Source organism: Aquimarina agarivorans (assembly GCF_000218485.1).
In the GTDB taxonomy this organism is placed as follows: domain Bacteria; phylum Bacteroidota; class Bacteroidia; order Flavobacteriales; family Flavobacteriaceae; genus Aquimarina; species Aquimarina agarivorans.
Genome location: NZ_AFPB01000123.1, coordinates 34,818 through 51,926 on the forward strand (window position 1 = coordinate 34,818; position 17,109 = coordinate 51,926).

Genomic DNA, 17,109 nt, shown 5'->3' on the forward strand with positions numbered 1-17,109 from the left:
TGATGTATGAATAAATCGTTAGATCCTGATATTGTAAAGCGTTTAGAACAATTAGAAGAAAAGTTTCGAAACTCCGGACAGGATTTAGGTTCTTATCTTGATGGATTATTGCATGATCGGTATTTAACCTATTGGGACTATATTCATTTGGATACACTATTGAGTTTACAAATTCCGCGAACTCACTTTCCTGATGAAGAAATTTTTATAACCTATCATCAAATTACCGAGCTTTATTTTAAATTGATCATTCATGAAATGAAGCAAATTGTTGATGACAAACTACAAACTGCTGCTTTTTTTATTGAAAAATTAAATCGAATCAATCGCTATTTTGATGTGCTTACCGACTCATTTGATATTATGATCAAAGGAATGGATAAGGAGCAATTTTTAAAATACCGCATGTCGCTACTACCTGCAAGTGGTTTTCAGTCAGTTCAATTCCGAATGATTGAAGTATATGCTACCCCCCTTTGTAATTTAGTAAACAACAAAGAGCGCAGCAACTATTCCGAAAAAGAGCCTTTAGAAGAAACTTATGAACATTTGTATTGGAAGTTTGGAGCAACTGAAACTGAAACAGGTGAAAAAACACTTACTTTAAAACAGTTTGAATACCGATACACACCTCGCTTAATGCGTATAGCCAATCAGGTACAGCACAGTACGGTGTATCACAGCTTTAAAAACCTTCCTGAAACGGAGCAAAATAATGCAACACTTATTGCAGCAATGCGTACTTTTGATGCTAACGTAAATATCAATTGGTGCCTGGTACATTTAAAAGCTGCATACAGGTATTTAAATAAAAAAGGAGATAATGCAGTAAAAGCAACAGGAGGAACAAACTGGAAACAGTTTTTACCACCAACTTTTCAAAACGTAAGTTTCTTTCCTTCGCTATGGACACAGGATGAATTAGCAAACTGGGGAAAAAAATGGGTTGAAGACTTAGTAAATACAAGTAATTAGTAATGTTTAAAAAGGAATTTCTTCTAGTTTTAACTACAGCAATTTTTGCATGTAAAAAAAATACGCCTCCTTCCCCTCAGGTTGTTGTTGAAAAAAAAGGCACCAGTGCCAAAAATAATTAAAGAATTTGATTTTGTGTTAAATGACTACCAAGTGGTTAAAGACACCATAAAGTCTGGGGATAGTTTCGGGGCAATTATGGACGCCCATGGAGTAACTAGGTCTCAGGTTTTTGAAATTTCTAACAAAGTAAAAGATAGTTTTAATGTTGCTAAAATTGCCGTTGGTAAACCGTATACAATTTTAAAATCTAAAGATAGTATTGCTGAGGTAAAGGCATTTATATATCAAAAAAATAAAGTGAATTACGCAGTAGTTCATGTAACTGATTCCATTTACGCATCAAACAAAAAGAAAAACGTCATTACCAAAAAAAGGTCAATAACAGGAGTTATCGACAGTTCATTATCGCAAACTATTGAGCATGAAAATGTATCTCCTTACTTAACTCACATACTTTCCAGTATTTACCAATGGAGTATTGATTTTTTTAAAATTCAAAAAGGCGATCGTTTTAAAGTAATTTTTACAGAACAGTTTTTGGAAGATGGCACTTACGTGGGAATTAATGACGTTGAAGCCGCTATTTTTGAACACAACAAAACACCTTTTTATGCCTTTCAGTATGAAGTGAAGGAAAGCAAAAAGCAAGAAGTTTCCTATTATGATGATCAGGCAAAATCACTACAAAGCTTTTTCTTAAAGGCACCTTTACAATTTAGTCGCATTTCTTCTCGATATTCACGTCGTAGATTTCACCCAGTTCAAAAAAGGTGGAAATCTCATAAAGGGACAGATTATGCAGCCCCACATGGCACTCCAATTTGGTCTACTGCCAATGGCACGGTTGTAAAAGCTGGATACACTTCCGGAAACGGAAAGTACGTAAAAGTAAAGCATAATAATAAGTACAGTACTCAATATTTACACATGTCAAAAATACTGGTTAAAAAAGGCCAATATGTTAAACAAGGAGATGTTATAGGTCGCGTAGGAAGTACAGGTTTAGCAACTGGTCCACATGTATGTTATCGTTTTTGGGTAAACGGAAAACAAGTTGATCCGTACCGACAAAAATTACCAAGTTCAAAAAATATTGAAGAAAAGCACAAAGAAGCTTATTTTAAATATATAAAACCAATTAAAAAAGCTATAGATAGTATTCCTTATAAATCAGTGAATAATACGCAAACTTATGAAAACACTACCATCTCAAAATCCAACGCAAACAGCAGCTTGGAAAGCATTACAAGTACATTACAATGATATAAAGGATACGCATTTAAAAGAACTTTTTGAAAAAGATGCTACTCGAGGAGATACGTTAAAAATTCAATGGGAACAATTTTATGTTGACTATTCAAAAAACAACATAAACTCAAAAACAATTGAATTGCTTTTGGATTTGGCTGAGGAAGTGGATTTAGCTGGCGCTATGAAAAGCTATTTTGGAGGCAAAACTATAAATGCTACCGAAGAAAGAGCAGTACAGCATATGGCTTTGCGCTCACCAAAAGGATCTAAAATTGAGGTTGATGGTGAAAATATTGTAGATGAAGTAACTGAGGTAAATGCTAAAGTAAAAGCATTCACTGAAAAAATAATTTCAGGACAACACAAAGGATTTACTGGTAAGGCAATTACAGATATTGTAAATATTGGTATTGGAGGTTCGGACCTTGGGCCGGTAATGATTACTGAAGCCTTAGAATACTACAAAAATCACTTGAATATTCATTTCATTTCAAATGTTGATGGAGATCATGTACACCAAAATTTAAAAAATTTAGATCCTGAAACCACGCTATTTGTAGTGGTTTCAAAATCATTTGGAACTCAGGAAACACTTTCCAATGCAATGACTGCTCGTGAGTGGTTTATTGAAAAAGCTAACGGAAATGAAGGCGTAAGTAAACATTTTGTAGCCGTATCCTCAAATGTAGAAAAGGTTACTGAATTCGGAATTGCAGCGGAAAATATTTTTCCGCTTTGGGATTGGGTTGGCGGTCGATTTTCCTTGTGGAGTGCTGTTGGATTATCCGTAGCGCTATCTATCGGTTTTGATCAGTTTGAAGAATTATTAGCCGGAGCGCATGAAATGGATATCCATTTTAAGTATACCGATTTTGAAAAAAATATCCCTGTCCTTTTAGGCTTATTAAGCGTTTGGTACAATAATTTTCATGGAGCTGAAACCGAAGCTATTATACCATTCAATCAATATTTACACCGTTTACCTGCTTATTTGCAGCAAGGTATCATGGAAAGCAACGGAAAAGGTGTGGATCGTAACGGGAATAAAATAGATTACCAAACAGGTACCATTATTTGGGGAGAACCAGGTACAAACTCCCAACACGCATTTTTTCAATTAATTCATCAGGGAACAAAAATTATTCCAACGGAATTTATTGGATTTAAAAAATCGTTATTTGGTGATAAGGAACATCATGATAAACTGATGGCTAACTTTTTTGCTCAAACGGAAGCGTTAATGAACGGAAAAACTAAGGAAACTGTTGTTGCCGAATTGGCTTCTAAAAACTTATCTGAGGCTGAACTAGCCAAACTGGCTCCGTTTAAAGAGTTTGAGGGCAATAGACCTACAACAACATTATTAATTGAAAAATTGACTCCTAAAACGTTAGGCTCTTTGGTAGCCATGTACGAACACCGAATTTTTGTACAAGGGGTTGTTTGGAATATTTATAGCTATGATCAATGGGGGGTGGAGTTAGGAAAACAGCTGGCATCAAAAATTTTGAATGAAATTACCGAAGAACATCCGCATAAACACGACAGCTCAACTGCTAATCTTTTAAAAGAATACCTGAAGTAACGTTAAAAATTAGATAAAACAAATAGCCTTTACAAGTAAGTAAAGGCTATTTGTTTGAATAATATTATTTTAGTAAATTAGAATTATAATCATATGGAAAGTATCGTAAAAATTGTTCATTCAACATGGGCTTATTTAGTATTGGCAATATTAGCATTAGCAGCGTTTAATGCTATTGCAGGTTTGGTTTCTAAAAGAGAATACCAAGCTAAAGATTTCAGGATTTCATTATTTACACTTATTGTAACTCATTTACAGTTTGTTATAGGACTAATACTTTTATTTGTGTCGGGTAAAATTTTATGGTTTACTGATATTCCAGCTAAAGATATTATGGGAAATGCTGAAATGCGCTTATACAATGTGGAGCATCCAACGGTAATGATTTTAGCCATTGCCTTGCTAACTGTAGGCTACTCAAAACACAAAAAAAAATTAACTTCAACGCCTAAATTTAAGTCATTAGCTATTTTTTACTCATTAGCATTATTGTTGGTACTTTCAAGAATACCCTGGAAAGCGTGGTTTTAAATCCTTATTTTTTTTAAACATTTTAAACGCCGATAAAAACTAATCATAATATGAAGTTAAATTATATATTAAACAGTACGTTAATCTTAGGTTTTTCAAGTGTTACTCTTGCTCAGGAGACAAACATTACCATTGATTTAGGTATAAAAAAATACGTTGGAAAGGAAAGTAAATTAGACCGAACAAAATATTTTGGAATACAATCCGCTGCTACTTCTAATGAGTTTAAATCAGAAAGTGATTATTTATTTTCTGAATTAAATACCTATCCATCTCGTGGTTTTGACGGACCACAGCCCTACGGCGATTTGGAAGATTTATCTTCTGGAAAAATAAGTTCAAAAGCAAAATCAAAAAGTTCATATTATAAAAATACAGCTACCTTTAAAAATTATGGTACACGTAAATATGTGATTACACAAAAGCCTTCGAAAGTTTTTAAAATGGGAGCTGACGCTGATGCTGCCGTTGATAAAATTAGCGCGTACATGAAGGAAGCTTTTCCCGAAAATTCATCAAATTACTTGGATTTAATGGATCAGACTTTTGCCAGTACAACATTATTTTCCGACGATACGGATGAGGCTAAAAAGGAAATCAGCAGGTATTTTGCTGACATTGCAAAAGGATTAAAAAAGAAATTTCCAAAGCTCAAAATTGGCGGATTTAGCTCACTAAGGCCTCGATTTGAACTCAATAATTTTGATTATTGGGAAAATAACCATAAGTTGTTTATGGATATTGCCGGAGAGCAATTAGATTTTTTATCACTTAAGCTTTATGATGAGGTAGATAGGGACACATCCACCATAAACTATTGTTCAGGCAGTGATGCAGAAGCTACGCTGGATCTTATAGAAACATATAGCTTTAATAAATGGAATAAAGTAAAACCCTTGTTAATTTCGGAATACGGAATTAAAGTTCCTTATTGGGAGGGTACCGCTTACAGTTCGGATCGTGATGGATTTATTTTAGAATCCCTGAACAAAATGGTAATGACTCTAATGGATAAGCCCGATCGGATTGAAAAGGCGATTCCGTATATTTTAGGGAAAGCAGAAAAGTTTTATAAAAACTCAGTAATTAATCCCAATGGAAATCCGCACCCATTAGCAGTTACTCACAAATCTGCCGATGGAAAGTCATACGAATACAGCAACTTGATTAAATTTTATGAATTTTGGAAGGATGTCAAAGGGGTCCGAACATACATAGCATCTGACAATCCTGATATACAAGTAAATGCTTTTTATGATAAAGGCAAATGGATGCTGATTTTTAATAACCTTTCGGACGAATCGCAATTACTAAACTTTAATTTTTCAGAATTTGATGCTGAAAGAATTTCTAAATATACGTTACGAAGGTTATTTTTAAACGAATCTGGCTTACCAGAATTGACTGAAGCCTTTACGGACATACATATTGATCAGTGGGATATTGATGCCAATGAAACACTGATGCTTATTTGCGATGTTCCTGTAGATACTGAATTTGCCACTTCAATTGTGGAGTATAACAATTACTCCAAACAAATGCTAAAGCCAATTGTAGCTGATAAACCTATTGAATTCGAGTTTACCAATGTAAAAACAGGAAAAGGGAAAGCAAATTTACGAGTGTCTTTTGGTAAGGACGTAAAATCCGACCTACAACCTATTGTTAAAATAAACGACAACATTGTATTAACCCCTAAAAACTGGGCAGGCTATAATCAATCGAATCGAAAAACATTTTTTGGCATGTTGTCTATTCCAATACCAATGTCCTATTTGAAAGATACTAGTGAGGTTGAAATTACATTTGCAGACACAGGAGGAAAAGTAAGCTCTGTGGTTATAAATTCCGAAATATTTTCTACGGATGTGGAAAACAAAAATTATGAGGCTCCCAATACACTGGTATATTCAAGCCATGGCGGTAATTTGTTGCATATTTCAAGCGAAATCAAATGTAAAAATCCGAAAATTACAGATTTAGAAGGGAACACCATAAAAAAATTAAAGTCCTACAAAAACGGAGAAACTATTGATATTTCAACGCTAAAAGTGGGTAAATATATTTTAGAAACTACCACTAATGGAAAGCTTAAATTCAAAAAATGAATGAATTTAAATTTATTTAAAGCTTCACTTACAATTTTTGTAGTGGGGCTTTTTTCGTGCAACAAAGTAGGAAATCAAAACGATGCCACTCACAAAAATGAAATTCAGGCTTCGTTTTCGTTCCATCAGAACTATCTAAAAGAAATTGAAAAATTGCCAAAAAAATCCCCTCATGAAAAGGACACAACTATGCTATTTGTTAAAGGGGGTAGTTTTTTAATGGGCGGGACTAGCGTACAGGCAAATCCCGATGAATTGCCCGTCCATAAAGAAACAGTTGATGATTTTTATATGGATGCTACCGAAGTTACCAATGCTGAATTTAGCGCTTTTGTTACAGCAACAGGATATATTACAACTGCTGAAAGACCTATAGACCCACATTTTATAGCGGCAATTACCGGTGTAGCTCCAGAAACCGTTGATACCGACCCTGCTGCTTTAGTTTTTAATGGCAATCCTAAAATGTGGTGGTCAATGGTAAAAGGCGCCAACTGGAGGCATCCTCAAGGTCCTAAAAGTACTATTATTGGAAAAGACTCATACCCAGTAGTGCAAGTCTCCTGGTATGATGCCATAGCATACTGTCATTGGGCTAATAAACGCTTGCCCACTGAAGAGGAGTTTGAATATGCTGCAAGAAATCAAGGAAAACAAATAAAATACAGTTGGGGCAATGATTTTAATAAAGCCGTTGAATATGCAAATTTTCACCAAGGAAATTTTCCTTTGGGCAATTTAAAAATAGATAATTTTGAAGGTTTAGCTCCAGTTAAAAGCTTCAAAAATAATGCATTGGGTATTTATGACATAGGGGGCAATGTATGGGAGTGGACATTAAACTCTTATTTTTCAGATGCCTATTCAAAAAAAATTAATTTTGAACAGCCTATATTAGCTAATGATAATACGTTAAATCAAAAAAAAGTAATCCGAGGTGGTTCGTTTTTATGTAACGAAAGTTATTGCTCAGGTTATCGCGTTGCAGCCCGAATGAATGCGTCACCTGACACAGGCTTAGAGCATTTGGGATTTAGGTGCGTAAGAAACAGTACTAAATAGCGGCATAAAAATTGATTACAATAATATATGTACATTATTTTAAGTTAAACTGATCTATTTAGCGCTTTTTGTAGATATTAGCTATTACAAAGCAAAAAAATACAATTATTTACACCATATAATCTAAATAAAATATTCTTAATAGTTAGATTGTATAAATTTTTTGATATGAAAAAATTACTACTAGTATTGGGAGTTCTATTTTTAGGGATAATGCCAAGTTATTCGCAAGCTTTTGTAAAGTTTGCTGAGGCACCACCAACACAATTAAAGCCTGCAAGAGAGTTTTTCAATTATAAAATTGAGTATAAAGCGCTAAAGAAGAGTACAATTTATTTAGAACTAAAAAAAGGAGATTCATTAGTAGGAAATAGCGTGTATGACGTAACAAAACCAGACCAGAAAACGGTATCGGTTAACCTTCAAATATTTAAAAAAATTGATCGTCTGGAAACAGGAAACGATTATTCTTATAATTTATACATGTACGAAGGTGGGCGAAATGACTGGTCAAAACGCGCTTGCGAAACTAAAAAGATCGAAGGGATAAAAGTGGTTTCCTCAGCCGCAAATTAAAATTCACTTGTTCTTTTGTTAGGTAATAACGGCAATCCAAACTAGTAAGTACAACCACAGCTACTTTTTTTACATCCAAAGTCAATTCCTAGACTAATAAGGTGTGATCCGCTATTATCGGTACCTGATACTTCGTTTACATTTGCCTGATAGCCGTATGCGAAATAAAATTTTGCTTTTTTAATACCGATCATAGGAGAAACTGATAACGGTTTAAAATCCTGATCTATCAAACTTCGTACTGAAATACCTCCCCATAAATAACTATCCTGAAAAAACTTTCTTACCTTAAAATTGGTATCTAAGGTTGAACGTAGGTCGCTTGAAAACTGACGATACAATACCGAAGGTTCAAATTGTAGTTTTTTGAACACGTTTTCAAAAGTAAATCCTGAATATGCATAGTAATTTGTCAAATTACCTGGCTCATTGACACTAAAATCCTCTAAAGGTTTATTCAGTAAATTAATAGCGTTTAGCGTAATAAAAAAGGTTTTTAATCGGTACAGCACACTAACATCAAAATTATGATCTACCGTGTTTATATCACCCTCAGCAGCTAACAGCGGACGGTTAAATTCCGATGAATCAATAGTGAACTGTGTATACTTATAGCTTATACCAAATGATAAATATTGTCGCGAATATTCGCTTATAGTCAAATGGTGTGCAAAAGAGCCTTGAAACCCCTGCTGAGAGGTGGCTCCATTGCTATCATTAAACAATACTGCCCCTACCCCTGAACGGTTTTGTATACGTCCATCAACGGATATTGTTTGCGTGCTTGGCGCATCATCAATGCCTACCCATTGTTCAAATCCTGTTCCGCGAATTTGCCAACAATCCCCAATACCTGCATAAGATGCTGATATTAAAAAGGGATTATCCGTTATATATTGATTGATCACAGGTAAATTGAATTCCTGTGCACAAACACTAAAGCTGGTCACCAATAAAAAGTAAATTAATTTGAAACGTTTACTCACTATAAAATAATTTTATTTACGATAAAGAGTAAAATGTCCAGTAAACTCTCGACCACCTTCATCATTTAACTTTATTAAATACCAATAATCTCCTGAAGGCATAAGCGAACCCGCATAAGTACCATCCCATCCTTCACCGTTTTCTCTTAACTTCACTCCTCTGAACTCTTTCAGCATTCTCCCATAACGGTCAAAAACCAAAACTTCCATGTTTTCATATTCAATAAAAGGATCAGGGTCTGCTGAATTTGTAGTAAACACCGTTAACCTATCAGGATACCATGTAGTTTCTGCAAAATTAGTACTGTCAGGATTAAAAACATTAGGAATCTCTAAATTTATTACTTTAATAAAAATTCCATCTACCTGATCAAAACATAAATTATCCGCATCCTCACCACGGAACGTTTTATCGGTTACCCTGAAGGTATAAAAGCCGTTTTCTTCAACATCAAAAGTACCATCAGCATTTACAACTACTTCTCTATCTGGTATTCCCCCTTCGGTAGTAGCATAAAGAACCGTATAAATATATGGATTTGCATCATCCGGAGCAACGATACCTCCAGTAGCTTCTAATTTATAAGTGTTCAAATTACGTGTTTGAATAAAAGGAATTAAACTCCCAGAATCATCAGGTTGTGTTACAAATGTTACTTTTGTAAAGGGCACCAATTCCTCCAATTCAAATGGTTTAGAAGGGCAATCTGTAGTTCCACCAGGAGCTTCATACTCCAACAATACATTATAATCCCCCGCTGGCACATCCATAATAGTATTTTCTCCTTTGATTCCGCGAACTACTTCAGTATTATCCGTTTTATTTACTAAAACATAAGTAACATCTTCGACATTAATTGATTCATTTCTATTAGTTGCTGTAATAGTATATGTGCCAAGATCAGTAGGATCCACTATATCTTTACAATCAGGAACTGCAACAGCAGTAAAATTATTAATGTCTGGTAATTCTAAATTAAAACTACGTAAAACCGGCTCACAAATAGATAAATCAGGAACAGCCAAACCGTTTCCAGAATCTACAATAAACACCTCGTAAGGCACATTTGCTTTCAAATTCATTATCGTTAGCTGATCAACATCGCCTGTGTTTGCTACTTCATTTTCTGGAACACCAAAAATAGCTGTGGCTTCTGGCTCAGGGATATTATCCAGATCTCTATCCTCTATCACTACGTAATAATAAGGAGGTCTACCTCCACTTATTTCATAAGTAATCATCCCGTTTTCGTCACCCAAACAATCTGGTGATGATTGCATCACTTCCGTTACCATAATTGCTTCTTTAGTGTCTAAGGTTTGAATTTGCTCAATGGTTGTACATCCTGTACCTAAATCACTAACTATAATTACATAATCACCAGCCGCTAAATTTTCAACTGTTGCAGGCATAGTGTCACTAGTAATACTAACGGAATTCCCTTTACCTAAATCAATCATTCCTTGAATATCACCATCGGCAAAATCTACTGAACCCTCGGCAATACCTTCTTCTTCAACAATAAGAACTGTATATGGTCCAATGCCTAAACCTTCATCTAACTTGACAGTTATAGACCCATCCTCCTCACCAGAACAAGATATTTCAGTGGCTGAAGTTTCAAACGTTAATACTGGGTGTTTTTCAATAGAAAATGCTTTAGTAACTGGGGTACACCCTAAAATTTGAGTAGGACCACTTGTTACTCTATACACATAGTTGCCTTCATCCAAACCTGTAAATCTGGTTTCCGTTTCTCTAATAGCTAATGGTGTTGTAGCCGTATCCAAAGGATTAGTAAAACCGGTATCACTTGCTAAATAAATATTATAAGTATAGTCACCCACACCTCCTGTAACAGGAGCCGCAATGTCAACAAATCCTGCACTATCCGCACACAATCTGTCCTCGGGAGAACTGATTTCGTATTCAATATTTGCTGGTGGAGGCCCTACAATAACTGTGGTAAACTCTTCACATCCATTAGTATCCACTACTCTAAAATAATTCACTCCTGTTGGTAATTCAAAAATTCCGAATGCTAAACCAGTACTATTATTAGTTTCATCCACCGAAGTTGTTGATACATTTGGATCGCCAGTTAATAGTTCAACTGTAGCAATTGATGAACCACTTGAAATCCCTATTTGATATTGTGCAGTTTCAACTCCCTTATCAGACCTTGTATTATCACAAGCTATTGGTATTAACAAATCCCTTGAAATTAAAATCGGTGCTGGTTTTTCCAAAGCAACTACTTCTGAATTTACTGTACAACCATAACTATCTATAATACTCACTAAATAAAAGTTTGGAACACCATTTTCGCCAGGCTGTACGTTAGTAAAAATATTGCTGATTTGCGGCGGTACTCCAGCTATAGATACTGGGTTATCACCTGCAGTATTATCTACCTTTAACAGCGTATAATTTATAGTTGCTTCGGGAGCATCACCTGCTGTAGGAGTTGCTTCAATAGTAGAAACATCTTCCTTACATACAATTGGTGTTGCTGCAATAGATACGCTTGGTAAAGCAACTGGATTAATTACTGGTAAAACTTCTTCATCAATTGGACATGTTGGAAAATTATCTCTTACACGAACCGTATAACTTCCTTCTCTAATATTCAAATCGCTTCCAAAGAAACCAGTAGTATTCGTTGCAATTACTGTTAACGGGCTGGCAGTTTCAACCAATTCAAATGTGTAAGGCTCAGTCCCACCTTCTGCGGAAGCTAAAATTGTTACAGGGTTACTACAGGTTAATTCAGTTACCTCATCAATCGTGAGTTCAACGGGACTATCTGGTCCTATAATTTGTACTACTTCAGTATCTGCGCAAATATCTGTAGCTGTATCTACTCCAAAACCATCGGTGGCCACAACCTCAATTGTATAGGTCCCTATTGCCAAAGTATTAGATGTAGTAACATTGGTAGTAGTATCCGTATTTAACAAGGCAACATTAGCTTCAATAACAGCACCAGAACCATCTCTTATTTCATATCTGTAAAAACCCGTATAGTTTTCTACTCTAAAGCTAATTGTTGTCCTATCGTTAAAACAATCTACCTCACTATTTGTTGGTACAATTCTGATTTGATCTTCAGGTATAAAATTAATATCACCAGACAAATCAAATACAATTTCATTAGATACTGGAGATTCACATTCATTAGAATCCACCACAACAAGTGTATAATTCCCTTTAACTAAATTTTCAAATGGCAAGTCAGCCACGGATGTTATGGTACGTATTGGAACCGATCCACCATTAAATAATTGAAATTCAATATACGTTCCTGTACCTCCAATAGCTAATGTAGCAGCATCTTTAATAGTTATACTTCCATTCGTGTCACAGGCTAAATCGTCAACTACCTCTAAATCTGGAGCAATTAAAGGATCTGGGTCTATTACAATATATTCTTTTTCTACCAAACACTCATCATCAGGATTGGTTACATCAATTACTGCTACCGTGTAAGTTCCAGCTGGCATATTTATAAAAATAGGATCCGCCTGTCTTGGTCTTATTACTGGTCCTGCAGTTACTTCGTATTCAAGTACTCTACCTGGAGCCAAATCCGTACCATCAGCTTTAGTGGCATTTATCCTGAAACGGTGGTCACTTGATGCATTACATATTGGATTTACAGACGCATCAGTAACAGTAAAATCCAAACCATCATAAAGCAGAAGTGGATTTGGTATTGTTTGCGTAACAATACAACCGTTTAGGTCAATTTCCAAAGTTAAATCCGTAGGCAATGATGCTACATCAACAAAGGTTACATCAGACACATCAGGTCCGGTAGGAAGCCCCCCTGTTGTATCATCAATTGGTGGCGGTTGGTTGCTAATGTCATCAACTCTAAAAGTAGCATTAGCACCTCTGCCTGAAATACCTAGCTCAAGAATTTGAAATACTGCAGGCGATAAATCCAATGACGTAGCGGGTGTTGATAACTCAAGCCTATACTCACCAGCGGTACAGGTAATTTCTTTTTCAATAGAAAATGTTCCTGCAAAAGTTGGAAACGGTGGCGTTTCAATTGGTCCTGCTTCCTGCGCACATTCAGCATTTGTTATGGGCTCTGTTAAAGCTATACTGGCGCTATTGCCAGAAAAAACACGTATTTTATAGGTTCCATTTGGATCCACGTTAAAGAAAGGAAATGAAAAAGTAGTTGTGGGTAAAGACTCCTGTGCTATCTCATCATCCGCCAAACTAGTAGTCCCCTTGGTATCAATTAACTGGTAGTAATACTGCGGCGTACCTGGAGCCACTTCAACAATGATGTCAGCTTTAGTATCGTCTTCGCTACTAACTAATTTATCCACACTACATGATGGCAATCTTGTAAATTCAAATCTTTCAATAATTGGATCCGTAAATTGCACTGTATCTTCAAAAATAAATTCGCAACTAGAAGTATCGGAAAGTCCAATAATTAAAGGCTTAGCAACCACTCTAACATTAACCGACCTAACAATTGGGTTTGGTTTAGGAATATTAAAACTACCATAATTATCGCTTGTTGGAGTTTGTGAAAGTTCAGATACAAAACCACTTCCTGTGTCTATCAAATACTCCAAATTGTAACGCAAATTAGTTGACGTATCAGACGTTGGTAAACCGTTAACTTGCACTAAAGCATCTCCGGCGCAAATGGCATTTGGTGGAACCGAAATACTTAAACCAGGATCTACTTCTGATGCTGTGAAATAAAAAATATTACTACACCCTCCAGGCAATACTATTTCCAAACGGTAATTTCCTGTTTCGGCTAAATTGAATAGAGAAGTATCATCATCCATGGTGTCTACGACTGCACTTTTAACTTCAGTGTAAGCGCATCCTTCACCAATATAAGGACAGTTGTTATCATCATCTGGTCTTGGACAGGAGCCTTCAGTAAATTTTGACCAGGTTAGGTTAGTTCCATTAGGATAAAAAATATTATCTCCTGTATCAGGATCTACATAATTGGCCGATATGTCAATAGCTCCATTACATAATAAAAATTGAGTTACCACTTCGCCATCCACACTACAAGGCTCTAATTGAGTACCGTTGAGTTCAGGATTATTAAATGGACTGAATGTGGTTAGCGTAGGATCAAATAATTTGACATCAAATGTTTGGGTAATATTTAAACAAGGACTATCAGTTTTTTCAACAACTATATACCTTCCTGTTTCAGTAATGGTAATTTTATTTGGATCAACGTCCAAATTAGTTTTTGATAAAATGAGCACACCATCATTGGGATTGTTACTTGTAGATCCTTCGGGCAGCCTAAACCATTCGTAACTTAAAAAACCTAAACCTGCTTCTAAAACTTGTTCACTAGCACATAACAACACTGAATCCGTAATATCCTGACATTGCTCCTGATCGGACAAAAATATAGTAGGCTCAGCATCCTCAGCACCACAAGTGTTATCAAAGCTAGGTACACTTCTAGAGGTAAAATCATTGGTGTTCAACCTACCATTATAGCTAGTTGTAGCAATATTTTGAACTACATTATTACAGGCATTTCTCAATTCACTACATTGAGCAACAACTTGTACCTTGAATTCAATTTTAACTTCATTTAAGCAAGGACCTGGCGAACTTGGTGTTCCACAATCTAAACCAGTTAAATCAGGCAGCTCAATTGTTACTAAATCTGTTGAAAATTCCAGCCCTGTTAAATCGTCAATAACTGGTTGCCCTGGTGTGATTGAAAAGTTTGTAGGTGTAAATCCGTCATAAGTAAATGATGTAGCATCCAAATTGGTATTGATTGGAATTAAATCTTCCAACACTACATTTGTTGCCGTATCATTACCAATGTTTTGAATAGTCAAACTATAAATAATAGTATCTCCTAAATTCACTACAGCTGTTTCGGGAAATTCATTGCCTGCACCATCGAAAAATTTCTTTTCGACAATTACATTTGGCGATACAATTTCAACAGCAAACGCATTAAAAAAGTTACTATAACTGTCTTGATTTGTACTTAAATACATAGTGGCTGTTGTATCTGTTAAACCACCTCCTACTGCACTACCATTATTTAAAATTCGATTTTGAGTATTTATTAATTGAAAATGATCCGTATCATAACTCAACGTATTTTGGGAATTAGGGAATCTAAAATTGGTATCCCCAGCTAAATTTGTAATCGTACTATTAAAAAAGTTTGTTCGATTGTCAGGGGTTGAATTTTCTGATAATGGTATTCTTGAGTTCCCTGGAAAATTCCTTTTAGTTGACTCTGTCTCTATTGAGAATTGATCACCCGATAATCCCCTATCCCCTTCTAAAGAGGCTGTTCCAATCCAAGCCTTGATTTCTCCGTTCGGAATAGTATTAAAGCTAGGCAAATCAAAATTAACGGGAGGATCCCTATCATTTATAACAGCAAAACCATCAAAAAAGTAAATATTTTTAGACGTTACTGTAGGCGTCGTATCTTCATAAATTACAGCTAAAGTCCACCCTCCTGCTAATCCACTAAACTCCCAATAGCCCGTTGTTCCTACAACATTTGCTACAGTCCAAAACCCATCAGTTTCAATATCTTGAACTTCTAAACTTTTAAATAAAGAAGTTACATCAGCCCTACATACATATACATCTCCGTGAATTCGACCAATATCCCTGCCGTTATCCCTTTTAATTGTATTATTGTAAAAAGACCCTATTTTTCCATCGACAATAACTTCAGTTTCCAACTGAATCCCATTAGGATTTGATGTTGTCGTTGGATTTGCACTAATGTCGTAATATTCAGTACCGTTTGGAGGAAGGATTTTGATTTCAGTATAATCTTCACAATCGCTACCACAAAAATTTGTTCTTGGCGTAAATGAGCCACTACCAGAATCAAAAGTAGCTCCAACATTAAAGCCTGACCAGTACAAATAGGCTTTAACTATTTTGGCACATTCTTCATTTGTATCCAAACGAGCTGCGCTTGAACTAAATGTTCCATCGCTACTAAACGAAGTTGGTGTACCATTTTCATTTACTGTACCCCCATATTCAGTTTCAGAATTGGCCAGCCCTGGGTTAAAAATAGTTGAAAATCGAGTCCCTGAACGATCACTATCAATATCAATATATGCTCTACTATAATTTATTCCACCTCCACGAGAAACTCCATTACTTAAGCCTCCATTATAATCGTCATTTGGTAAAAAATCAGTAATAATACCGCTGGCATTTGTAAAGGCTCCTCGAATACCCAAAACACTATTACCTGTAATAGACATATCTCCCTGAATAGTCTCGTTTGCTCTGGTTTCAAACTTAATAATTTCACCACGCTCTTCAGCCTGTGAAAATAGGTTACTAGTAGCAAACAACAAACAAACTAAAGTTATATAATTTAGTTTTTGATTAAGTAATCGTTCTTTCATAGTAATTCTTTTAATTAGTTTTAATTCCTATCATAGCCTTCGACTTTACGTATCATATAAATGACATAAATAGAATTAAATTTTGCTCCAAAAAATTAAAAACATTCAATCTTTAATTTTAACATAATTATCACTTCCAACAACGTAGTTAGTGAGCAATACATCGAAATTTTTCCGACAGTAGAATTTTATGTTTCATCTTGCTTTTTTATCGATTTGTGAAAAAAAGTCAGCCCAATTAAAAGCTAACTAAAACATAAATTTCTGACTAACAGATTTTTAATAATTATATTAAATTCATTTCAGAACTAAATTCACCGTGTAACGGATTTGTAGCCAAATTATTATACAGGAACCAAAAAAATAATAAACCAGTAATAAACAATTTTGAGATCAATTTAAATTGTTCTTTTCTTGAATTGAAGGATTATTCGCACAAATGTTAAATTGAATTTGAGTGAAAATTCAATTTAACATTTATTAGCTAAAAATCGAATTAAAACCTCCTATTAAACGTTGCATTTAGTACAAAATTAGGAATTATATATTT

The 17,109-nt window shown here is 35.1% G+C and carries 9 protein-coding genes; 7 read left to right on the top strand and 2 right to left on the bottom strand.

Features of this window, described 5'->3' with window-relative positions; translation table 11 throughout:
• Nucleotides 1-6: 6 nt before the first annotated feature.
• From GMC_RS0106405 to GMC_RS0106440, 7 genes are all read left to right on the top strand, one after another.
• Nucleotides 7-975 carry a tryptophan 2,3-dioxygenase family protein gene (locus tag GMC_RS0106405; protein ID WP_010521360.1) on the top strand — a complete coding sequence of 323 codons (969 nt, stop codon included), beginning with the start codon at nucleotides 7-9 and terminating at the stop codon, nucleotides 973-975.
• Between the two features lie 105 nt (nucleotides 976-1,080).
• Nucleotides 1,081-2,301 (top strand): M23 family metallopeptidase, encoded by a 1,221-nt coding sequence (locus GMC_RS19315; protein ID WP_010521361.1) that lies wholly within the window; start codon nucleotides 1,081-1,083, stop codon nucleotides 2,299-2,301.
• Nucleotides 2,231-3,874 (top strand): glucose-6-phosphate isomerase, encoded by a 1,644-nt coding sequence (gene pgi / locus GMC_RS0106420; protein ID WP_010521362.1) that lies wholly within the window; start codon nucleotides 2,231-2,233, stop codon nucleotides 3,872-3,874. Before GMC_RS19315 ends, pgi begins: the two co-directional genes overlap by 71 nt.
• A gap of 93 nt (nucleotides 3,875-3,967) precedes the next feature.
• Nucleotides 3,968-4,405: a hypothetical protein gene (locus GMC_RS0106425; protein ID WP_010521363.1), complete on the top strand. Its 438-nt coding sequence runs from the start codon at nucleotides 3,968-3,970 to the stop codon at nucleotides 4,403-4,405.
• A 50-nt stretch (nucleotides 4,406-4,455) separates the two neighbouring features.
• Nucleotides 4,456-6,513 carry a T9SS type A sorting domain-containing protein gene (locus GMC_RS0106430; protein WP_010521364.1) on the top strand — a complete coding sequence of 686 codons (2,058 nt, stop codon included), beginning with the start codon at nucleotides 4,456-4,458 and terminating at the stop codon, nucleotides 6,511-6,513.
• Nucleotides 6,514-7,575, top strand: coding sequence for a formylglycine-generating enzyme family protein (locus GMC_RS0106435; RefSeq protein WP_010521365.1), 1,062 nt, complete (start codon nucleotides 6,514-6,516; stop codon nucleotides 7,573-7,575). It begins immediately after the preceding gene.
• 168 nt (nucleotides 7,576-7,743) lie between these two features.
• A complete protein-coding gene (locus GMC_RS0106440) occupies nucleotides 7,744-8,151 on the top strand; it encodes a hypothetical protein (RefSeq protein ID WP_040472463.1) in 408 nt (135 codons plus the stop codon).
• A 41-nt stretch (nucleotides 8,152-8,192) separates the two neighbouring features.
• On the opposite strand, the gene GMC_RS0106445 is transcribed toward GMC_RS0106440, so the two are convergent.
• Both GMC_RS0106445 and GMC_RS0106450 read right to left on the bottom strand, forming a co-directional pair.
• Complete coding sequence (locus GMC_RS0106445; protein ID WP_010521367.1) at nucleotides 8,193-9,137, bottom strand: PorP/SprF family type IX secretion system membrane protein; 945 nt, start codon at nucleotides 9,135-9,137, stop codon at nucleotides 8,193-8,195.
• A 12-nt stretch (nucleotides 9,138-9,149) separates the two neighbouring features.
• A complete protein-coding gene (locus GMC_RS0106450) occupies nucleotides 9,150-16,559 on the bottom strand; it encodes a T9SS type B sorting domain-containing protein (RefSeq protein WP_010521368.1) in 7,410 nt (2,469 codons plus the stop codon).
• Nucleotides 16,560-17,109: the final 550 nt, after the last annotated feature.

Excerpts from the sequence above, each read along its gene's own strand:
- GMC_RS0106405 (WP_010521360.1), top strand. The coding sequence starts at position 7 with ATGAATAAATCGTTAGATCCTGATATTGTAAAGCGTTTAGAACAATTA.
- pgi (WP_010521362.1), top strand. The coding sequence starts at position 2,231 with ATGAAAACACTACCATCTCAAAATCCAACGCAAACAGCAGCTTGGAAA.
- GMC_RS0106425 (WP_010521363.1), top strand. The coding sequence starts at position 3,968 with ATGGAAAGTATCGTAAAAATTGTTCATTCAACATGGGCTTATTTAGTA.
- GMC_RS0106430 (WP_010521364.1), top strand. The coding sequence starts at position 4,456 with ATGAAGTTAAATTATATATTAAACAGTACGTTAATCTTAGGTTTTTCA.
- GMC_RS0106435 (WP_010521365.1), top strand. The coding sequence starts at position 6,514 with ATGAATTTAAATTTATTTAAAGCTTCACTTACAATTTTTGTAGTGGGG.
- GMC_RS0106440 (WP_040472463.1), top strand. The coding sequence starts at position 7,744 with ATGAAAAAATTACTACTAGTATTGGGAGTTCTATTTTTAGGGATAATG.
- GMC_RS0106450 (WP_010521368.1), bottom strand. The coding sequence starts at position 16,559 with ATGAAAGAACGATTACTTAATCAAAAACTAAATTATATAACTTTAGTT.